This window comes from Rhodanobacter humi (assembly GCF_041107455.1).
In the GTDB taxonomy this organism is placed as follows: domain Bacteria; phylum Pseudomonadota; class Gammaproteobacteria; order Xanthomonadales; family Rhodanobacteraceae; genus Rhodanobacter_A.
In genome coordinates this window covers 130,512-151,231 of sequence record NZ_JBGBPY010000001.1, presented here as the reverse complement: position 1 = coordinate 151,231, position 20,720 = coordinate 130,512, and the positions used below count along the sequence as shown (strand labels likewise).

Here is a 20,720-nt window from a genome sequence, read left to right as displayed (position 1 = left end):
CAAATCAGGCGTTGACGTAAATGCGCGGCACGCGCTTCAGCGCGCACAGCAAGCGGTACGCGCTGGTGTTGCACAGCGGCGCCAGCGCCGGCACCCGCGGCGTGTCGCCCCACAGTTGCACCAGGCTGCCCACGCCGGCCTGCGGATGGTCGGTGAGCTCGACGGTGAGCATGTCCATCGACACGCGCCCGATGGTGTGGCCGGGCTGGCCGTCGATCAGCACCGGCGTGCCGTTGGGGGCGTATTGCGGGTAGCCGTCGGCATAGCCCATCGCCACCACGCCGACGCGGGTGGGGCGCTGGGCGACGAAGCGCGCGCCGTAGCCCACCGGTTCGCCCGCGGCGATCTCGCGCACCAGGAACACGCGTGATTGCAGCGTCATCACCGGCTGCAGTTCGTCGGCGTGCTCGTGGGGCTGTCCATGCAAGGGATCGGCGCCGTACAGCATCAGCCCCGGGCGCGCCCAGTCGTTGCGCAGCTGCGGCCAGCCCAGCGCGGCGGCCGAGTTGCACAGGCTGGTTTCGCCGGCGAGGCCGTTGGTGGCGCGGCGGAAGTTCTTCAGCTGCTCCAGCGTGCGCGGGCTGTCCAGCTCGTCGGCGCGCGCGAGGTGGCTCATCAGCACCAGCGGCGCGACATGCGGCAAGGCGGAAAGGCGCGCGTGCGCGGCGCGGAAATCCTCCGGCGACAGGCCCAGCCGATGCATGCCGCTGTCCAGCATCAGCCAGATGTGCAGCGTGGCGCGGGTCTCGAATGCGAGCACGGCTTCGAGCTGTTCGGACGAGGCCACCGCGATCCACAGGTCGTGTTCGACGACCAGCGGCAGTTCGCCGGCGTCGAAGCAGCCCTCCATCAGCAGGATAGGTGCGGTGATGCCGGCCGCGCGCAGTTCCAGCGCCTCCTCGATGCAGGCCACGCCGAAGCCGTCGGCTTCGGTTTCCAGCGCGCGGGCGCAGGCCACCGCGCCGTGGCCGTAGGCGTCGGCCTTGACGATCGCCAGCGCCTTGCCGCCGCCCAATTTCTTCGCCAGCCGGTAGTTGTGGCGCAGCGCGGCCAGATCGATCAGGGCTTGCGCGGGCCGCATCAGTGCCGCCCCGCCGCTTGGCCGAGGTAGCGGAAGATGTCCAGGCCTTCGGGGTCGATCGCCGGCGTCCTGCCGGCTATCAGGTCGGTGAGGTAGCGGCCCGAGCCGGCGGCCATGGTCCAGCCCAGCGTGCCGTGGCCGGTGTTGAGGTAGAGGTTGCGGTACGGCGTGGCGCCCACCACCGGCGTGCCGTCCGGCGTGGCCGGGCGCAGGCCGGTCCAGAACGTGGCGCGGGCGAGGTCGCCGCCGCGCGGGTAGAGGTCGTTGACCACCTTCTCCAGGGTGGCGCGCCGGCGCGGGTTCAGCGAGCGGTCGTAGCCGACCACCTCGGCCATGCCGCCGACGCGGATGCGGTCGTTGAAACGGGTGACCGCGATCTTGTAGCTCTCGTCCAGGATGGTCGAGGTCGGCGCGCCGTCCGGGTCGGTGATCGGCACGGTCAGCGAATAGCCCTTGAGCGGATACACCGGCAGGCGCAGGCCCAGCGGCTTGAGCAGCTGCGGCGACCAGCTGCCCAGCGCGACCACGTAGGCGTCGGCGCTTTCCAGCCGGTCGCCGATGCGCACGCCGACGATGCGGTCGCCTTCGCGCTGCAGGCCGCCCACTTCCTGGCCGTAGCGGAACTCGACGCCGGCTTCGGCGGCCAGCGCCGCCAGCTTGCGCGTGAACAGCTGGCAGTCGCCGGTCTGGTCCATCGGCAGGCGCAGCGCGCCGACCAGCTTGTCGACGGTGGCCGCCAGCGCGGGTTCGGCCTTGACGATGCCGGCGCGGTCCAGCACCTCGTAGGGCACGCCGTACTCGCGCAGCACCTCGATGTCTTGGGCCGCCGCGTCGAGCTGCTGCCGGGTGCGGAACAACTGCGTGGTGCCGAGCTGGCGCCCCTCATAGTCGATGCCGGTGGCCTGGCTCAGCTCGTTGATGCAGTCGCGGCTGTAGTCGGACAGGCGCACCATGCGCGCCTTGTTGACGGCGTAGCGGGCGGCGCTGCAGTTGCGCAGCATCTGCCACAGCCAGCGGTACTGGTCCGGGTTCGCGGTGGGGCGGATCGACAACGGCGCATGTGCCTCGAACAGCCACTTGATCGCCTTCAGCGGCACGCCGGGGGCGGCCCACGGCGAGGTGTAGCCGAACGACAGCTGGCCGGCATTGGCGAAGCTGGTTTCCAGCGCCGGGCCGGCCTCGCGGTCCAGCACGGTCACCTCGTGTCCGGCCTGGCGCAGGTACCACGCGTTGGTCACCCCGATCACGCCGCTGCCGAGCATCAGTATCCGCATCGTTTCCTCCTGGCCACATTCCCTGCGCCAAGCGCTGCGCAGCGGATGAATCGCGCAGTATATTCGCCACCAGGTGGTGGTTTCTCCCGTGTTGAACGAAAATGGCGGGAGATTTTCCCGTTGCGACCCGCCGGAGCCAGAACCCCATGCCATCACGCACCCGCGAGCTGGACAAGATCGACCGGAAAATCCTGAAGATCCTGCAACAGGAAGGGCGGATTTCCTTCACCGAACTGGGCGAGCGCGTCGGCCTGTCCACCACGCCGTGCACCGAGCGCGTGCGCCGGCTCGAACGCGAGCAGGTGATCACCGGCTACTACGCCCGGTTGGACCCGCAGTACGTCAAGGCGGGGTTGCTGGTGTTCGTGGAGATCAGCCTGGCCTACAAGTCCGGCGACATCTTCGAGGAGTTCCGCCGCGCCGCGCTGCGCCTGCCCAACGTGCTGGAATGTCACCTGGTTTCCGGCGACTTCGACTACCTGATCAAGGCGCGCATCAGCGAGATGGCCTCCTACCGCAAGCTGCTCGGCAGCACCTTGCTGACCCTGCCGCACGTGCGCGAATCCAAGAGCTACATCGTGATGGAAGAGGTCAAGGAGACGCTGTGCCTGCCGGTGAACGAATGAGAGTGCAGGTTAAGTGAGCAGCGGCCACAATAATGTCCATCGTCACGTCGCGGGGAATCCGATGAAACGTTTCAAGCTCGTCCTGGCCGCCATCGCGCTGCTGTCGCTGGGCAGCGCCGCCCAGGCCGCCACCGGCGCCGCGCGCGCGCGGCTGGACACCTTCGCCACCGGCCTGCATTCGCTCACCGGCGATTTCAGCCAGACCCTGGTGGACCCGAACGGCAATGCTGGCAAGACCAGCACCGGCACGCTGGCGCTGCAGGCGCCGCGGCAGTTCCGTTGGGAGACCACCGCGCCGTACAAGCAGACCATCGTGGCCGACGGCAGCCGGGTGTGGATGTACGACCCGGAACTGGAGCAGGTCACCGTGCGCATCCAGTCCAGCGAGGAGGCGCACAGCCCGCTCACCGTGCTCACCGACCTCAAGCAGATGGACCGCGAGTTCAAGGTCAGCGAGCAGGGCGAGCGCGACGGCCTGGCCTGGCTGCGGCTCACCTCCACCGCGAAGGACCCGCAGTTCGCCTATGCGGACCTCGGCTTCGACGCGAACGGCCTCGCGCGGATGACGTTCAAGGACCAGCTCGGCTCCACCACCGACATCCGCTTCTCGCACTGGCAGCGCAACGTGGCGATCCCGCCTGCGGTGTTCACCTTCGTGCCGCCCAAGGGTGCCGACGTGATCGGCGATGCACCGGTGCTGCAGGTGCAGCCGCTGAAGAACTGACGCCATGCCGGTGCTGCGCCAATTGCCGCGCTGGGCCTGGTTCGGCACGGCCGTGCTGGCCTTCATCGCCGGCCAGGTCAATGCGGTGGGTTATCTCGGCTTCCGGCACGAGTCGATCAGCAACATGACCGGCAACACCAGCCTGCTCGGCGTCGCACTGGGCCAGGGTGAAACTGGCGAGGCGCTGCACTGGGCGCTGGCAATCGCGGCCTTCGTGCTCGGCACCATGTTGAGCGGCATGATCGTGCAGCAGAGCACGCTGCAGCTGGGGCGGCGCTACGGCGTGGCGCTGGTGCTGGAGTCGGCCCTGCTGTTCGCCGCCGTGCCCCTGCTCGACGCCTCCAGTTCCGCCGGCCTGTACCTGGCGTCGGTCGGCATGGGCCTGCAGAACGGCATGGTCAGCGCCTACAGCGGCGCGGTGATCCGCACCACCCACGTCACCGGCATCTTCACCGACCTGGGCATCTATCTCGGCCACCTGCTGCGCGGCCTGCCGGTGGACCGGCTGCGGCTGCGCGTCTGCGTGCTGGTGGCGGCCAGCTTCATGCTCGGCAGCGTCGTCGGCGCCGGCTTGTTCCGGCAGCTGCAGCAACACAGCCTGCTGATCCCCGCCACGCTCACCGGAGTCTGCGGCCTGGGCTACGGCCTGTATCGCCAATACACGCTGAGCAGGGCGGGTCCGCCGGACCGGTGAGCACGCGGCGCGCTCAGCCCGCCAGCGTGCAGCAGTCGCGGCCGCGGTGCTTGGATTCGTACAGCGCCGCATCGGCGCGCGACAGCCACGAGGTCATGCCCTCGCCGGGCCGCAGCTCGGCGACGCCGATGCTCACCGTGATGGTGATCGCGCGACCTTCGTGCCAGGTGCGCGTACCGCGCAGCGCGACGCGGATCTGCTCGGCGATCGCCATGGCCATGGCGCCGGAGTTGTTCGGCAGGCACAGCACCAGTTCTTCGCCGCCATAGCGGCCGACCAGGTCGCCGGCGCGCAACTGCTGGCAGATCACGCCGGCGGTGGCGCGCAGCACCGCATCGCCAGCGAGGTGGCCGAACTCGTCGTTGACGCGCTTGAAGCGGTCCAGGTCGAGCAGGGCGATGCAGGCCGGGGCCGTGTCGGCGTAGCGCCGCACGCCCTCGGCCAGTTCGAGGAAGCGGCGGCGGTTGCAGACGCCGGTCAGTTCGTCGGTGCCGGCCAGCAGGTCGAGGCGCCGGTTGGCGGCGATCAGCTCGCGGGTGTGCACGTCGATCTGCTTCTGCAGCTGCAAGGCGCGGCGACGCAGGTAGATCGTGCGCATTTGCACCAGCAGTACCATCAGCGCCAGCAGCAGCACGACGGCCAGCAGGCGCGCCCACAGCGTCTCGTACCACAGCGGCGCCACGCTGATCGCCAGCGTGCTTTCGGCCGCGCGCGCGTGCAGGCCGCGCGGCACCGCACGCAGGTGCAGCACGTAGCGGCCGTGTGGCAGGTTGGTGTAGATCGCGCTGGGCGTGCCGCCCTTGGGCACCTCGATCCAGCTGTCGTCGAAGCCGGCCATGCGGTAGCTGTAGGCGGTCTCCTGCGATCCCTGGTAGTCGAGCAGGGCGAAGTCCAGGCGCAGGCTGCGTTCGTGCGCGGACAGCGCCAGCGTGCCACGGTCGCCGGGCAGCCGGCCGAACGGCAGCGGGTGCCCGTTCACCAGCGCGTTGGTGATGCGCAGCGGCACCTGCGGGTCGTCGGGACCGCGCCACAGCGGGCGGATCACGGTGAGGCCGCCGAGGCCGCCGAACAGCAGGGTGCCGTCGGGCATGCGCGCGGCGGCGGCGTAGATGTAGCTGGAGATGTGCTGGCCGTCGCGCACGCCGAGGTTGCGGATGCGCAGGCTCTGCCCGCCGACCACCGAGATGCCGTTGGCGCTGCTCACCCACAGGTTGCCGTCGTTGTCGGGCAGCAGGGCGGTGATCTTGTCGCTGGCCAGCCCGGCGGCGGTGCCGAGGTGCTGGAAGCGGTAAGGCGGGTCGTTGCCGTGCGCCAGCATGGCGAGGCCGCCCAGCGTGCCCGCCCACACGCGGCCGCGGGTGTCGACGGCGATCGAGTCCACCAGGTTCTGCGGCAGGCTGGCGGCATCGCCTTCGTGCTGCACCAGGTTCACGAAGCCGGTGGTCTGCATCGGATCGCGCGCCACGCTGATGCCGTTGTTGGTGGCGTACCAGACCGCCGTGCCCACGCGCACGATCTGCCGCACGGTGTCGCTGACCAGGCTGCCGGGCTGGCCGGCGATGTGGCGGTAGTGGACCAGCTGGCCGTTGCGCGAGTCGTAGCGGAACACCCCGTTGTAGGTGCCGATCAGCATGTACGGCCCCATGCGCAGCAGGCTCAGCACCGGACTGTCGCCCAGCGCGGGCAGGATCGCGTCGCGCACGGCCAGCGTGTCGGGATTGATCTGCGCCAGGCCCTGGGTGCCGACCCAGACCGAGCCGTCCGGCGCCTCGGCCAGGCTCTGCACGTCGCGGCGCAGCTGCTTGCCGGTCAGCTTCAGGTGGCGCACGGTGCCGGTGAGCGGGTCGATGATGTCGATCTCGCCCGCCGCCATGCCCAGCCAGACGCGGCCGCGCGCATCGACCAGGATGCTGCGCACGTTCGGGTTGGCCAGCGAGTGTGCGAGGTCGGACGAGGGCAGCATGGAGAACGCGATGTTCGCCCCGGCGTTGCTGCGCGCCGCGCCGAGGTCGGTGGCGGCCCAGGCGTTGCCGGCGCGTCCCAGCAGCAGCGCGCGCACGGAATTGCCGGGTAGCGAGGAGGGCAGCGAGGTGTCGTGATCGAGCACGCGCGTGTCGGCATCACCGGCGGTGTAGGTGACGATGCCGTCGCCGTCGGTGGCGATCCACATCCGGCCCGGCCGCACCTCCAGGAAGTCGCGCACGGTGGCCTGCCGTGCCGTGCCGTCGTAACCGCTGAAACCGGGGACCATGCGCCAGCGGCCGTCGGTGTCGCGGTAGATCGCGCCCATCTGCACGCTGCCCACCCACAGCCGCCCCTCGGCGTCTTCACGCACCGCCCAGATCTCGTCGTGCAGCACCTGGTCGACCACGCCCGCGGGGTGCTCCGGCCGCACGAAATCCTTGCGGCCCGCGTAGCGCACGAACAGGCCCTTGTCGTTGCCCAGCCACAGGTTGCCGGCGCGGTCCTGGTACACGGCGAAGTTGCGCGGTGCGGCCGGCCCGGTGTCGACCGGCGCGATGCGGTCGCTGCCAAGGTCCAGGTGATCCAGCCCGCTGTCGGTGGCGATCCACGCGCCGCTGTCGCCGTCCGCCGCCAGCGCGTAGATCTTGCGGTTGCCGGTGCCGCCGGGGCCGATCGGGTAGCTGCGGAAGCGGGCGGTCTGCGGGTCGAAGCGCGCCAGTCCGCCTGCATTGGTGCCCACCAGCAGGCCGCCGTCCGGCAGTGCGAGCAGGCTGCGCACGTAAGTGTCGGGCAGGCCGGCGGCCGCGGCATCGGCCAGCTCGAACACCTGCACGCGGTAGCCGTCGTAGCGCACCAGGCCGCCCATGGTGCCGATCCACAGCAAGCCGTCGCGATCCTGCGCCAGCGCGGTGGTGATGGAATGGGGCAGGCCCTCGGCCATGCCTATGTTGTCGAACCACTGCCGCTCCAGCGGGCGCCAGCGATCGGTGCCGTCGGCAGCGTGCAGCCACGCGCACGGCAGCAGCATCAGCAGCAGGGCCAGCAGGGCCGCGCGCGTGCCGGCAGCCCGCCTCAAGCGCAGCGCTCCGCCACGCCGCCACGCGTTCGGCGATGGCGGTGCAGGCCAAGCTGGCGGTGGATCCCCCCGGACATGCGCGGCTGGCTCCTTGCGTGGTGCGCTGTTCCCGGCAACATGATAACTGGCGTGGCGCTTTCCCGGGGCGGGGCTGGGCCGCACGCCGTATCATGGCGGCCATGCCCCGCAACCCCTTCCAGCCGGCGAGCTCCCTCTTCGCCGAACCCGAGGCGCTGAAGCCGCTGGCCGAGCGCATGCGCCCGCGCAATCTCGACGAGATCGTGGGCCAGCGCCGCCTGGTGGCGCCGGACCGTGCGTTGCGTCGTGCGCTGGAAGCCGGCCGGCTGCATTCCATGGTGCTGTGGGGGCCGCCCGGCTGCGGCAAGACCACGCTGGCGCTGCTGGTGGCGCAGTACGCCGACGCCGACTTCAAGGCGATCTCGGCCGTGCTCTCCGGCCTGCCCGAAGTGCGCAAGGCGCTGGCCGAGGCCGAGGCGAACTTCGCCCAGGGCCGGCGCACCGTGCTGTTCGTGGACGAGGTGCACCGCTTCAACAAGACCCAGCAGGACGCCTTCCTGCCGCACATCGAGCGCGGCGTGATCCTGTTCGTGGGTGCCACCACCGAGAACCCCTCGTTCGAGCTGAACTCCGCGCTGCTCTCGCGCTGCCGCGTGCACGTGCTGGAGGCGGTGTCGGCGGACGACATCGTGGCCGCGCTCAAGCGCGCGCTGGCCGACACGGAACGTGGCCTCGGCGCGCAGCGACTGGACGTGGACGACGCCTCGCTGCAGCTGATCGCCCAGGCCGCCGACGGCGACGTGCGTCGCGCGCTCACCCTGCTGGAAATCGCCGCCGAACTGGCCGAAGGCAACCGCATCGACCAGGCCACGCTGGAACAGGTGCTGGCCGACCGCACCCGCCGTTTCGACAAGCAGGGCGAACAGTTCTACGACCAGATCTCGGCGCTGCACAAGTCCGTGCGTTCCTCCGACCCCGACGCCGCGGTGTACTGGCTGGCGCGCATGCTCGACGGCGGCTGCGATCCGTCCTACCTCGCGCGCCGCATGACCCGCATGGCGGTGGAGGACGTGGGCCTGGCCGAGCCGCGCGCCTGGCGCATGGCGCTGGACGCCTGGGACACCTACGAGCGCCTCGGCAGCCCGGAAGGCGAGTTGGGCCTGGCCCAGCTGGCGATCTGGCTGGCGGTGGCGCCGAAGAGCAACGCCGCTTACATGGCCTGGAACCAGGCCCGCGCCGCGGTGCGCGAAGCCGGCACGCTGGAGGTGCCGATGCACCTGCGCAACGCGCCTACCAAACTGATGAAGGGCCTGGGCTACGGCAAGGGCTACCAGTACGACCACGACGCCGAGGGCGGCATCGCGCTGGACCAGCAATGCCTGCCCGACGCGCTGGATGGCACCGTGTTCTACGAGCCGGTGGAACGCGGGCTGGAGGTGCAGTTGCGCGACAAGCTGCTGGCGCTGCGCGAAGCCCGCCGCAAGGCGCGCGGCAAGTAGCCGCCGGCTGCTGCGCGCGCCCTTGCCGGCACCCCGGAGCCTCGCCTAGATTCGCCGGACCAACCGGGGGAGGGTGAACATGCGCGTACTCGTGACAGGCCTGATCGGCGGCATCGTGATGTTCGTGTGGGGCGTAGCGGCGCACATGGCGCTGGGGCTGGGCAATGTCGGCATCCAGCTGCCGGTCGGCGAAAACGCCGTGCTGGGCAGCCTGCACGATGGGCTGGGTGCCCAGCCCGGCATCTACATCCTGCCGTCGCTGGATACGAAGAAGATGGGCGACGAGGCGGTGCTCAAGGCGTATTCGGAAAAGGCGGCGACGTCGCCGTATGCCTTCGTGGTCTACCAGCCGCAGGGCGAGGACATGATGCAGATGGGCCCGCAGATCGGCCGGCAGTGGGCGTCCGACACGCTCGCCGCGCTGGCGCTGGCCTTCATGCTGGGGCTGGCCGGGCTGGGCTTCCGGCGGCGCGTGGCGCTGGCCGCGGCGGCAGCGGTATTCGCCTGGCTGTGCACCATGGTGCCGTACTGGAACTGGTATCGCTTCCCGCTCGATTTCACCCTGGCCGCGCTGGTGGAGCAGCTTGTCGGCTGGTTGCTTGCCGGTGCCGCGATGGCCTGGTGGCTGGGCCGCAGCGAACGCAAGCTGGCCGGTTGAGCTTGCCGCCTTGTCCCTCTGCTGAGAGCGAAGGAAGTCCCCTGGCGGGGCGCGCAGCAGGGGAGGGCCGGGGTGGGGCGTCAACCGTGCGTTGCATTGCGACTGCAGCCACCAGGCGGCGATAATTCGCGGCTCAAACCTCCACCTGGACCTCGATCATGCTGGATCCCGCCCTGCTGCGTTCGCGCCTCGCCGAAACCGCGGCGCGCCTCAAGGAAACCCGCGGCTTCGAGCTGGACGTGTCCGCCGTGGAGGCGTTGGAAACCGAGCGCAAGCGCCTCGCTACCGGGACGCAGGACTTGCAGAACCTGCGCAACACCCGTTCCAAGGCGATCGGACAGGCCAAGGCCAAGGGCGAGGACACCGCGCCGTTGATGGCCGAGGTCGCCGGCATCGGCGACCAGCTCAAGGCCAACGAGTCCGCGCTGGCCGAAGTGCAGGGCAAGCTCGCCGCCATCGCGCTGGGCATCCCGAACCTCCCGCACGAGTCCGTGCCGCTGGGCAAGGACGAGACCGGGAACGCCGAGCAGCTGCGCTGGGGCACGCCGCGCGCGTTCGACTTCGAGGTGAAGGACCACGTCGACCTCGGCGCCCGCCACGGTTGGCTGGACGCCGACGCCGGTGCGAAGCTTTCCGGCGCGCGCTTCACCGTGCTGCGTGGCCAGCTGGCGCGGCTGCACCGCGCGCTCGCGCAGTTCATGCTCGATCTGCAGACCGGCGAGCACGGTTATCTCGAATGCAACGTGCCGGTGATCGTCAATGCCGAGAGCATGCTGGGCACCGGCCAGTTGCCGAAATTCGAGGAAGACCTGTTCGCCACCCAGGTCGGCGACAGCAAGCGTTACCTGATCCCCACCGCCGAGGTGTCGCTGACCAACCTGGTGCGCGACACCATCCAGGACGCCGATGCGCTGCCGCTGCGCCTCACCGCGCACACGCTGTGTTTCCGCGCCGAGGCCGGCAGTTACGGCCGCGATACCCGCGGCATGATCCGCCAGCATCAGTTCGAGAAGATCGAGATGGTGCAGATTGCCCGCGCCGACGAGTCCTACGCCCAGTTGGAGGAGATGGTCGGGCATGCCGAGGCCGTGCTGCAGAAGCTCGGCCTGCCGTACCGCAAGGTGCTGTTGTGCACCGGCGACATGGGCTTCGGCTCGGCCAAGACCTACGACCTCGAAGTGTGGCTGCCCAGCCAGAACACCTATCGCGAGATTTCCAGCTGCTCCAACTTCGAGGACTTCCAGGCGCGTCGCCTGCAGGCGCGCTGGCGCAACCCGGAAACCGGCAAGCCCGAGCTGGTGCACACGCTCAACGGCTCCGGCCTCGCCGTGGGCCGCACCCTGGTCGCGGTGATGGAAAACTTCCAGAACGCCGATGGCTCGATCACCGTGCCCGAAGCGCTGCGCCCCTACATGGGCGGCGCGGAGCGCATCGCGTGAACGCGCCGGCCGAACGCGGCTGGGACAAGGTCGAGTACTGGAGCAGCTACTTCCTGCTCGCGGTACTCGGCTCGGTGATCCTCACCCGCCTGGGCTTCGCCACCGTGTGGTCGGTGCCCACGCTGGACCTCGTGCTCGGCAGCATCGCGCTGCTGCTGATCCTCGCCAGCCCCTGGATCGCCCGTCGCCGTCGCGCCCTGCGCATCGCCATCGTCGCCTACGCCGCCGCCACTCAACTGGTCCCGGTCAGCGTGCGCCACCCCGCCGTGCTGCTGCCGCTGCTCGGCGCATTGATCCCCGTCGCGATCACGATCTGGGCGCTGGTTGCGTTGTCGCGCAAGGGTCGCGCGGGGCAGGGGACGGGGCGGACCTGATAGGATGCGCGCTGGCTGCGGGTATGTGACCAGCCAGCAGGACAATTCGGAGAGATGGCCGAGCGGTTTAAGGCAGCAGTCTTGACGCGTAGGCAGGATGCCGAAGCGGACAGCGGCGCAGCCGCTGGCCCCGAAGGGGTGGAGGGCAGGATGCCCGGAACCAAACTGGCGTAGTGGCGCGCGTAGCGCGCCTTGGCGGGAAGCGACAACGGAGAGATGGCCGAGCGGTTTAAGGCAGCAGTCTTGACGCGTAGGCAGGAAGCCGAAGCGGACAGCGGCGCAGCCGCTGGCCCCGAAGGGGTGAAGGGCAGGATGCCCGGAACCAAACTGCCGTAGCGGCGCGCGTAGCGCGCCTTGGCGGGAAGCGACAACGGAGAGATGGCCGAGTGGTTTAAGGCAGCAGTCTTGAAAACTGCCGTAGGTGCAAGCCTACCGTGGGTTCGAATCCCACTCTCTCCGCCAGTTTATACGGCATACCCCTGATTCTCAGGATTTTCGTTTCTGTCGGCTCCACCCAACGAAGCTACCCACGATCATCGAGCAATGTATATTTTGCGCGGGACAGAACACGCAGGGGGCGCAATGGGGTGGATAAAGGCGGCTTGGCGCGATCCGGTGCTGAGCAAAGTCATAGCTGTAGGGATTGTCTCCGCTGTAGGCCTCGTATCGGCTTGGGTCTGGCACTACTTGTCGGCTACTTCGCTCGGCTTCTGGTCCTTCCTTCAATCACGGTCGGGTGCGCCTGTCTGGCTCGTTTTGCTCCTTGCTGCCGCGGGAGTGCTTTCGTTGGCAACCGTTGTGCTGCGAGTACTCCGAATCTTCGGCCTCTTTACCCACGGGAAAATACGAAAGCTAAGCAAGGTTGAGGCAGAAATCATGGCTCTTGTAGCTTGCTATGAAGGTGCGAGACACCCGGCGACAGTGCAGATTGCTGCAGCTTTGAAAAGTCAGATGGTGGTGATAGAGCACGCTGTCGACGAACTAGCAAATATGAATTTGCTCGTTACGATGTACGGGGATGCAGGTCGACTCTGCTGGCTTACTGCCGAAGGCCGGGCGTACGTGGTAAAGCACAACCATCATTAACTACTCCAAGCGAATTACCTACAAAAACCGAAACGGGGTCAGGTTCACTTCTAGAGTCTAATAAGTGGCCTGGCCCCGTTGCCGTTCCGGTCATCTGACTTCGCCAGCAGCGTTTAATTGCCTTCGCCCCTATGTCACGGCCTTATTCCTACAGGTGCCGCGTTTCTGCAGGCCTTTCGTCCCAGTTGTCGTTGAGGCCGTCGTAATACGTTATCGGGGCGGACGCCAGCTCGTCGATGTCGACGCCATCAAGGCACATGACGTTGATGTTGTAGTACTTGCTGCCGCTCATGTTCGGCATGTCGATCCATTCGAACGCCCTGACGCCGCAGTGTTTGCAGAACTGGTGATGCGCGACCGGGTTTCCACGCCCCCGGTAGTCCGTGAGATCGCTCTCGCCTGCCAGCAGGCGGAATGCCTCCGGAAAGGCATTGGCCGACCACAGCCGCATCTTGGTGCAGATCGTGCAGTTGCACTTGCCGGTGCCGGCGCTGATGTCGAGGTCCGCCTCGAAGCGGACGGCGCCGCAGTGGCAGCTCCCGGTATAAGTCTTGAGCATCGGACTCTCCGCCAGTCTTCAATCTTTCGACATCGGACCATGACCGGAACGGTTACGGCGCAGTCATGGCCACGGTCCACTCCCCGAGGCATAAAGCACCGGAGGGACGTCGACCCTTGGCTATCCATCCAAACAAAACGCCCCAGCCGGGGCGTTTCGTCTTTCCGCAATCCGGCAAACCCTCACTGGATCCGCGCGATGTTCCCGTTCGCGTCCACCTGCATCAGGTCGCCCTGGCGGATGCCGCTGGCGTCCTTGACCTGGATGTTCTGGTAGCTGCCGTTGCCCATCTTGATGCGCACGAGCCAGCTGGTGTTGCTGCCGGTGTTGTTGCCGATCGCGTGGCCGGCGAAGCCGCCGCCCACCGCACCGCCCACGGTGGCGAGCTTGCGGCCGTTGCCCTTGCCGACCTGGTTGCCGAGCACGCCGCCGGCGATGGCGCCGATGATGGTGCCGGCAGTGCCGTGGCCGCCGCCCTGGGTGATGTTCTGTTCCACGCGCTGCACGGTGCCGCACTGGTCGCAGCGCAGGTAGATGCCGTCGTTGCGCACCAGTACGCCGCTGCTTTGCGCGCTGGCGACGCCGGTGCCCGTGAAGCCCAGCGTGGCGACCAGGGCGAGCGAGAGCAGGGGATGGATCTTCATGGGGATCTCCTTGGGTGTGGTGGTGCCGCTGTCCAGTGTAGAAGCCCGCGAGCGCTAGATTTCGTTACGGCATCGCGCCGCGGTTCCGGCTTCGACAGATCGAGAGGGTTCGTTGTTCCGCCCGCGTTGCCGGGATGCACCCGCATGCGTCGAAACCGGGAGTGCGGCGCTTTTCACGGCATCCGCGCCGTTGTAGCTTGCCGGTGTAGGGGACCTTCGGGGCAAACCAAGGGGAGACGCAAATGCCAAACAAGACAGGTATCAACGTGGTACTCGTGCGCACGGCGCTGGCCACCGCATTGCTGATGGCGTGGTCGGCGCAGGCGCAGGACCAGGGAACGGCGGACAACGGGCAGACGGCACCACCTGCGACGACGGCCGCCAAGCAGGGCAACACGAACAAGGCCAGCACGAACAAGGCCAAGACGACCACGAACCTGCAGGAGGTCGTGGTGACCGGCACGCATCGAGCGGGCTTGTCGCCGACCGAATCCATTTCGCCGATCGACGCGTTCAGCGGCAAGCAGATCGCGGAGCAGCCCTCGGCGGACCTGACCGACACGTTGACCAGCATCGTGCCCTCGCTGACCACCCAGCGCTTCCCGATCGCCGACGGCACGGCGTTCGTGCGGCCGGTGTCGTTGCGCAACCTGTCGCCCGACCAGACCCTGGTGCTGGTCGACGGCGTGCGCTTCCATCGTTCGGCGCTGGTCAACCTGCAGATCGATCCGCTCGGCACCTTCAACCAGGGCGCGCAGGCGGTGGATTTCTCGGTGTTTCCGTCCAACGCGATCGAGCGCGTCGAGGTACTGCGCGACGGCGCCTCGGTGCTGTACGGCTCGGACGCGATCGCCGGCGTGGTCAACGTCATCCTGAAGAAGGCCCCCAAGGGCGCGACGGTCAGCGCGGAGTGGGGCGAGTACGGCAAGGGCGACGGCGACCTGCGGCGCTACGACGCCGATGCCGGGTTTCCGCTTGGCAACAGCGGAGGCTTCGTGCACGTGAGTGCCGAGCGCGAGACCACCGATCCTACCTCGCGCGGTATCCCGCAAGGGGGCGCAGCAGCCGTCGCGGCAGTGGTGGGGGCGAACCAGGTGCCGTACGACGGCCTGGGCCAGCGCTGGGGCGACCCGCAGACCAAGACGAACAAGTTGTTCGTCAACGCGGGCCTGCCGCTGGCCGGCGACGTGCAGCTGTACGGCTACGGCGACTTCATGGACAAGAAGGTGCTGTCCAGCTTCTTCTACCGCAACCCGGTGCTGCCGGCGCAGTACGGCATCAGCGGCCGTTCGACCCTGGTCAGCTACGCGAACGGCACCCTGGTGCCGGCGAATGCGCCGCAGTCGCTGGTGGACAGCATCACCGCCGGCGGTGGCAACCCGGCGAACTACCTCACGGCCAACGCCGCGAGCCCGAGCGGCTGGGAGCTGCTCAACCCGATCTACAAGCAGTTCCCCGGCGGCTACAGCCCGCTGTTCGGCGCCGACATCGCCGACCACCAGCTGGTCGGCGGCGTGCGCGGCGGCGGCGAGAGCAACTTCCAGTGGGACGTGCACTACCGCAACGGCAGCAACGAGGTCGACTACCAGTTGCAGGGCTCGATCAACCCAAGCCTCGGCATCCTTTCGCCCACCAACTTCCATCCCGGCAAGCTGACCCAGCGCGAACAGGGCGCCGGCGCGGATTTCGTTCGCTCGTTCGACAACTCGCCGCTCACGCTGGCCTTCGGCGCGCAGTGGCGCCAGGAGAGCTACATCATCCACCAAGGTGATGCCGGTTCGATCGAGGTGGGGCCGACCGCGTCGGTGTTCGGCGTGGGCTCGGACGCGTTCCAGGGCTTTCCGACCAATGCGGCGGGGCGGTTCACGCAGAACAGCGATTCCGCCTACTTCGACGCCGAGACGAACCTTACCGACAAGTGGTCGGGCGCCGCGGCGGTGCGCTACGAGCACGCGAACGGCTACGGTTCCAAGGTGGTCTACAAGCTTTCCAGCCGCTATGCGTTCACCGACACGTTCGCGCTGCGCGGCACGTTCAACACCGGCTTCCGCACGCCGACCCCGGGCCAGGCGAACACCTTGAACGTCACCACCACCGCGAATGCGCAGGGCGGCCTGATCCCCAGCGGCACCTACCCGGTGAACAATCCGGTGGCGCGCGCGCTGGGCTCGGCGCCGCTGCAGACCGAGACCTCGAAGAGCCTGTCGGTAGGCGCGGTGTGGACACCGCTCGACAACGTCACGACGAGCCTGGACTACTACCTCATCCGTATCGCCAACCGCATCGGCCTGGTCAGCAAGACCGTGACCCAGGCCACCGTCGACCAGCTCGCCGCCGGCGGCTACCCGAATGCGCAACTGCTGCTCGGCAGCGACGCCAGCTATTTCGGCAACGCGTTCGACTCGCACGTCCAGGGCCTCGACTTCGTGGTGGACACGCGGCACCCGCTGGGCAGCGGCACGCTCAACATCGACTTCCGCTACAACTACAACAAGCAGGACGTGGTGAAGGTCAAGCCAAACACGCTCAACAACGATTTCGTGTACGACCTCGAACACCAGGTGCCGAAGAGCCGGGCGGTGCTCAGTTTCGACTACAACCTGCACCAGTTCGACGCCATCGCGCGGATCAACCAGTACGGCGGCTGGAGCACCACGGTCGGCCTGTTCGGCAGCAACAACCCGCCGAACGACGTGGACCACTACAGCGGCAAGACCCTGCTCGATCTGGAGGCGCGCTACAAGTTCAACGACACCTTCTCGGTGGCGATCGGCGGCAACAACGTGTTCGATACCTACCCGGGCAAGGAGCAGAACGCCACGCTGCGGCTCCTCGGCGTGAAGTACGCGCTCACCTCGCCGTTCGGCTTCAACGGCGCGTTCTGGTATGCGCGGGTGACGGCGAACTTCTGAGCCGGCCGCTCCGTGCTGCGAAACGCCCCATTCGGGGCGTTTCGTCTTTGCGGATCGGATCGGTTCAGTGCGGCGGCGTGGTTTCCGGCGAGTGCCGCAGCAGCCAGGCCAGCACCGGCGGCGTCACCATCGCGGTGAGCAGGGACATCGCCACGATGACTGCGTAGACGCGGTTGCTGAACACGCCGGCGGCGAGGCCGAGGCTGGCGATCACCACGCCCACCTCGCCGCGCGGCACCATGCCGAAACCCACGATGGTGGCGCCGCGCCGGCCCAGCGACAGCGCACCGAGGCCGCCGCCGACGAGCTTGGAGACGATCGCGATCACGGTGACCACCAGCAACATCCACATTGCATCGGCGCTGGCCAGTTCGTGCAGGTCGATCTTGCTGCCGGTGACCACGAAGAAGAACGGGGTGAGCAGGGCCAGCAGCGGCTGGGTCTGCCGCTCCAGCGTGTGCTGCTGACGGGTCTCGGAGGCGATCATGCCGGCGAGGAAGGCGCCGATGATCGCGGCGAGGCCGAACAGGGTGGAGATGTAGGCCAGGCCCAGGCACAGCGCCAGCGCGATCAGCAGCGGCGACTGCGCGTGGCGCGGCTTGTCCAGCCAGCTGGAGTTCCAGCGCATCACCCGCGCGCCGCCCCAGCCGATCACCGCGATGAAGCCCACCGCCTCGCCCAGCACCACCAGCAGGTTGCCGGGCTGGAAGCTCTCGCCGCCCTGCAGCGACACCACCACGCCGAGCAGCAGCATGGCGAGGATGTCGTCGATCACCGCAGCGCCCAGGATCACCTTGCTCTCCGTGCGCTGCAGCGCGCCCAGCTCCTGCAGCACGCGCGCGGTGATGCCGGCCGAGGTGGCCACGAAGGCGGCGGCAATGAACATCGCCTTGTCCCAGCCGAAGCCGCTGCCGTGCGCCCACAACGCGCCCATGCCGAACGGCACGATCACGCCGACCACGCCGACCAGGAAGGCCGCCTTGCCGACCTTCTTCAAGTCCTCCAGCCGCGTTTCCAGGCCCACCGAGAACAGCAGCAGCACCACGCCGACCTCGGCCAGCACGTCCAGCGGCGTGCCGGTGGCGATCTGCTCGGGCGTGATCCAGCCCAGCAGCGAGGGGCCGACCACGCAGCCGGCGGCGATCTCGCCCACCACGCCCGGCAGCTTCAGCCGCTGCGCGATCTCGCCGCCGACCTGGGCGGCGACGAACACGATGAACAGGGTGAGCAGGATGTCACTGGCGTGGTGCATGCAACGCGTCCGGGCGGGTACGAAACCCGCATGCTACATGCCGACTGCGCCTGCGCCGTGACACTCAGCGCGTCGCCGGCAGCGCTTCGGTGGGGCGGTCCGGGCGCAGCCGGCCGAACACGCGGCTGGCGGCGGCGGTAATCAGGGCCAGCAGCACCACGGTCCAGCGGAACGCGACCACGAAATCCTCGGGCGTGTGCCCGCGCAGCAGCGCCTGCATCAGCAACGTGGACAGCGCGATGCCGAAGCTCATGGCCAGGTATTGCACGGTGGAAGCCATCGACGAGGCCATCGAGGCGTGCTGGATGTCCAGGTCGGTGTAGATCAGCGTGTTCATGGTCGTGTACTGCAGACCCGCGAAGCAGCCGTAGCCGAACGTGAGCAGGGCGATCAGCCAAGGCGGCGTGCCCGGCCCGAACAGGGCGAACGCGGCCAGCAACGCGGCCACGATCAAGGTATTGCCCAGCAACAGGCGGCGATAGCCGAAGTGCACCAGTGCGCGATTGATCGCCCACTTCGCGGCGATCGAGCCCAGCGCCTGCGGCACCATCATCAGGCCGGCATCCAGCGGCGACCAGCCGCAACCCACCTGCAGGAACAGCATCAGCAGCAGGAACATGCCCGAGATGCCCAGCCGGGTGAACAGGCCGCCGGCCAGCGACACCGACACGCTGCGCACGCGCAACAGGGCGAGATCCGCCACCGGATGCGCGGTGCGCCGGCTGTGCCAGATGTAGACCACGACTAGCAGCAGGGCGATGCCGCCGCACGCGCCCATCTCCGCCCACGGCACCGGATCCTCCCCGGCCAGTTCCGAGGCGGTGAGCAGCAGGGCGGAGGCGACGGCGAACAGCAGAAAACCGGTGAGGTCGAAGGGATTGGCGCGGTCCAGCCGGTATTCCGGCATGTCGCGCCGGTTCATCCACACGCCGGCGATCGCCACCGGCACGTTGATCAGGAAGATCAATCGCCATGAGGTGTATTCCACCAGCGCGCCGCCCAGCAGCGGCCCCAGCACCGAACCGAGCAGGCCGAAGGTGGCCACCGTGCTCATCGCGCGCACGAACTCGCGCTTGTCGATGCTGCGCACCAGCACGTAGCGCCCCACCGGCATCAGCGCGGCGCCGCCCACGCCCTGCAGCACGCGCGCGGCGACCAGCTCGGGCAGCGTCTGCGCGAGCCCGCACAGCAGCGAGCCCAGGCCGAACAGCACGATCGCGGCGCCGAATACCCGGCGCGTGCCGAAGCGGTCGCACAGCCACGGGCTGGCCGGAATCAGGACCGCCAGGGTCAGCACGTAGCTGGTCAGCGCGCTGCGCATGCCCAGCGGCGTCTCGTGCAGTGCGTCGGCCATCGCCGGCACCGCGGTGTTGACCACGGTGGAGTCCAGCGCCTGCATGAAGAACGCCGCGGCCACCAGCCAGAGCAGGCCACGGTAGCGCTCGCGCGAGGAGATTTCGGGTTCCGCCTCGGCCACGGTCGCCGCTGCGACGGCATCGGCGTGGGGGAGTGGCTCGGCGGCTTCGTGGGGCATTGTGCGAATGATAGCTGCTGCGACAGCTTGCTTTTCGCGACGATCCTGCGCAAAGTCAGCCTTGTTTCATCGATCGCCGCCCCCAGATCGGGAAGGCGATACAAACAAGACCAGCGCGCGCCGGGGTGCCCATCGCTCCGGCGCGCGCTTTTGCGTGACCCGCTTTGCTTGCGACAGGACAAGGACCATGAGCCGCAAACCCGCCATCACCGTTTCCCGCCTCGACCTGGAGCGCATCGAGGCCATGCTCGACCGCATGACCCCCGCGCAGGCCGCGACGCATGCCGCGTTGCGCGAGGAACTGGACCGCGCCACTGTGCTGGAGCCGGCGGAAATGCCGCGCAACGTGGTGACGATGAACTCCACCGTGAGCTTCACCGACGAGGCCGGCGGCGAGCCGACGACGATGACCCTGGTCTACCCGAACGCGGCCGGCAAGCCCGGCACGGTATCGATCCTGGCGCCGGTGGGCAGCGCATTGCTGGGCCTCGCCAAGGGCAAGCACATCGACTGGCCCACCCCGGACGGCCGCAAGCGCCGCCTCACCGTGCTGGCTATCGACTACCAGCCGGAAGCGGCGGGAGACCTGCACCGCTGATGCTCTCGACGTCATTCCGGCTTTCGCCGGAATGACGGGCTTGCAGTCGCCTACGGCTTGAAGTGGTGCACGAAGCCCACCTGGAAGCCGCCCGGCAGCCAACCGATGATCAGCGGCGAGTTGCGGTGGGCGGCCCAGATGCCCACGCCCGCGCCCAGCGCGGCGCCGGCCAGCACGTCGGTCTGCCAGTGGCCGCGGGTCTTCATGCGCGCCACTGCGTCGTAGGCCGGCAACAGCGCCAGCGCGTACACAGCGGGGTGGTCGGGGCCGTAGTTCACGATGAACGGCGTCACCGCGGCGGTGATCGCGGTGACCTCACCACTGGGGAAGCTCTGCGCGTGGCTGCCCTCGAACCAGCGGTTCGGGTCGGAGGTCTGCGAGGGGCGCTCGCGCCGGAAGGTGTACTTCAGCGCCTCCGAGCCGATGCTGGAGATCACCATCGCGTCCACCGAGCGCCAGAACGTGTCGCCCAGCTTGTCCTGGTCGCCGAAGGCCAGCGCACCGCCGGCCACCGTGACGATGGTGCCGTACATCAGGATGTTCTGGTTGGTGCGCTTCCAGATGCCGCTGTTGTCGTAATGCAGGCGGTGGTCGATGCCGAGCGGACCGCCGCCGGCGAAGGCCGGTGCAGACAGCGTGAAGGCGAGCAGCAACAACGCGTAACGTGTCGTGCGCATGGGGTGCCTCCCTTGCGGCCTGAGACATGGC

The 20,720-nt window shown here is 68.4% G+C and carries 17 protein-coding genes and 1 tRNA gene; 10 read left to right on the top strand and 8 right to left on the bottom strand.

Annotated elements, in window-relative coordinates; genetic code table 11:
* Positions 1-4: 4 nt before the first annotated feature.
* Both alr and AB7878_RS00655 read right to left on the bottom strand, forming a co-directional pair.
* Complete coding sequence (gene alr, locus AB7878_RS00660) at positions 5-1,081, bottom strand: alanine racemase (protein WP_369492515.1); 1,077 nt, start codon at positions 1,079-1,081, stop codon at positions 5-7.
* A complete protein-coding gene (locus tag AB7878_RS00655) occupies positions 1,081-2,355 on the bottom strand; it encodes a D-amino acid dehydrogenase (RefSeq protein WP_369492514.1) in 1,275 nt (424 codons plus the stop codon). The genes alr and AB7878_RS00655 overlap by 1 nt, the downstream gene beginning before the upstream one ends.
* A gap of 146 nt (positions 2,356-2,501) precedes the next feature.
* Between AB7878_RS00655 and AB7878_RS00650 the strand changes: the two genes are divergently transcribed.
* From AB7878_RS00650 to AB7878_RS00640, 3 genes are all read left to right on the top strand, one after another.
* The gene (locus tag AB7878_RS00650; protein ID WP_369492513.1) at positions 2,502-2,981 is read left to right on the top strand and encodes an Lrp/AsnC ligand binding domain-containing protein; all 480 of its coding nucleotides are present in this window, start codon (positions 2,502-2,504) and stop codon (positions 2,979-2,981) included.
* A gap of 61 nt (positions 2,982-3,042) precedes the next feature.
* Positions 3,043-3,705 carry an outer membrane lipoprotein periplasmic chaperone LolA gene (lolA, locus tag AB7878_RS00645; protein ID WP_369492512.1) on the top strand — a complete coding sequence of 221 codons (663 nt, stop codon included), beginning with the start codon at positions 3,043-3,045 and terminating at the stop codon, positions 3,703-3,705.
* A 4-nt stretch (positions 3,706-3,709) separates the two neighbouring features.
* Entirely contained in the window at positions 3,710-4,399 is a 690-nt protein-coding gene (locus AB7878_RS00640) for a YoaK family protein (protein WP_369492511.1), read from the top strand.
* Positions 4,400-4,412: 13 nt separating this feature from the next.
* On the opposite strand, the gene AB7878_RS00635 is transcribed toward AB7878_RS00640, so the two are convergent.
* Entirely contained in the window at positions 4,413-7,439 is a 3,027-nt protein-coding gene (locus AB7878_RS00635; RefSeq protein ID WP_369492510.1) for a ligand-binding sensor domain-containing diguanylate cyclase, read from the bottom strand.
* 179 nt (positions 7,440-7,618) lie between these two features.
* Here AB7878_RS00635 and AB7878_RS00630 point away from each other — a divergent pair, with 179 nt between their 5' ends.
* The 5 genes from AB7878_RS00630 to AB7878_RS00610 all read left to right on the top strand — a co-directional run bounded on the left by AB7878_RS00630 (position 7,619) and on the right by AB7878_RS00610 (position 11,889).
* On the top strand, positions 7,619-8,956 hold the full coding sequence (locus AB7878_RS00630) for a replication-associated recombination protein A (RefSeq protein ID WP_369492509.1): 1,338 nt from the start codon (positions 7,619-7,621) through the stop codon (positions 8,954-8,956).
* A gap of 79 nt (positions 8,957-9,035) precedes the next feature.
* The gene (locus AB7878_RS00625) at positions 9,036-9,614 is read left to right on the top strand and encodes a hypothetical protein (RefSeq protein ID WP_369492508.1); all 579 of its coding nucleotides are present in this window, start codon (positions 9,036-9,038) and stop codon (positions 9,612-9,614) included.
* Between the two features lie 158 nt (positions 9,615-9,772).
* Positions 9,773-11,053, top strand: a complete 1,281-nt coding sequence (gene serS, locus AB7878_RS00620) for a serine--tRNA ligase (RefSeq protein WP_369492507.1) — start codon at positions 9,773-9,775, stop codon at positions 11,051-11,053.
* Positions 11,050-11,427 carry an LrgA gene (locus tag AB7878_RS00615; protein WP_369492506.1) on the top strand — a complete coding sequence of 126 codons (378 nt, stop codon included), beginning with the start codon at positions 11,050-11,052 and terminating at the stop codon, positions 11,425-11,427. The genes serS and AB7878_RS00615 overlap by 4 nt, the downstream gene beginning before the upstream one ends.
* A 372-nt stretch (positions 11,428-11,799) precedes the next feature.
* Positions 11,800-11,889, top strand: a tRNA-Ser gene (locus AB7878_RS00610).
* A gap of 772 nt (positions 11,890-12,661) precedes the next feature.
* Here the strand turns inward: AB7878_RS00610 and AB7878_RS00605 are convergent.
* Together AB7878_RS00605 and AB7878_RS00600 are read right to left on the bottom strand one after the other, a co-directional pair.
* Positions 12,662-13,072 (bottom strand): GFA family protein, encoded by a 411-nt coding sequence (locus AB7878_RS00605; protein ID WP_369492505.1) that lies wholly within the window; start codon positions 13,070-13,072, stop codon positions 12,662-12,664.
* A gap of 182 nt (positions 13,073-13,254) precedes the next feature.
* The gene (locus AB7878_RS00600; RefSeq protein ID WP_369492504.1) at positions 13,255-13,716 is read right to left on the bottom strand and encodes a glycine zipper 2TM domain-containing protein; all 462 of its coding nucleotides are present in this window, start codon (positions 13,714-13,716) and stop codon (positions 13,255-13,257) included.
* Positions 13,717-13,958: 242 nt separating this feature from the next.
* On the opposite strand from AB7878_RS00600, the gene AB7878_RS00595 reads away from it, so the two are divergent.
* A complete protein-coding gene (locus tag AB7878_RS00595; RefSeq protein WP_369492503.1) occupies positions 13,959-16,628 on the top strand; it encodes a TonB-dependent receptor plug domain-containing protein in 2,670 nt (889 codons plus the stop codon).
* Between the two features lie 64 nt (positions 16,629-16,692).
* Here AB7878_RS00595 and AB7878_RS00590 read toward each other — a convergent pair whose 3' ends face one another.
* Positions 16,693-17,880, bottom strand: a complete 1,188-nt coding sequence (locus AB7878_RS00590) for a cation:proton antiporter (RefSeq protein ID WP_369492502.1) — start codon at positions 17,878-17,880, stop codon at positions 16,693-16,695.
* 64 nt (positions 17,881-17,944) lie between these two features.
* Positions 17,945-19,414 (bottom strand): MFS transporter, encoded by a 1,470-nt coding sequence (locus tag AB7878_RS00585; protein ID WP_369492501.1) that lies wholly within the window; start codon positions 19,412-19,414, stop codon positions 17,945-17,947.
* 187 nt (positions 19,415-19,601) lie between these two features.
* Here AB7878_RS00585 and rnk point away from each other — a divergent pair, with 187 nt between their 5' ends.
* Positions 19,602-20,012 (top strand): nucleoside diphosphate kinase regulator, encoded by a 411-nt coding sequence (gene rnk, locus AB7878_RS00580; protein WP_369492500.1) that lies wholly within the window; start codon positions 19,602-19,604, stop codon positions 20,010-20,012.
* Between the two features lie 50 nt (positions 20,013-20,062).
* Here rnk and AB7878_RS00575 read toward each other — a convergent pair whose 3' ends face one another.
* The gene (locus AB7878_RS00575) at positions 20,063-20,689 is read right to left on the bottom strand and encodes a phosphatase PAP2 family protein (protein WP_369492499.1); all 627 of its coding nucleotides are present in this window, start codon (positions 20,687-20,689) and stop codon (positions 20,063-20,065) included.
* Between the last annotated feature and the right edge of the window lie 31 nt (positions 20,690-20,720).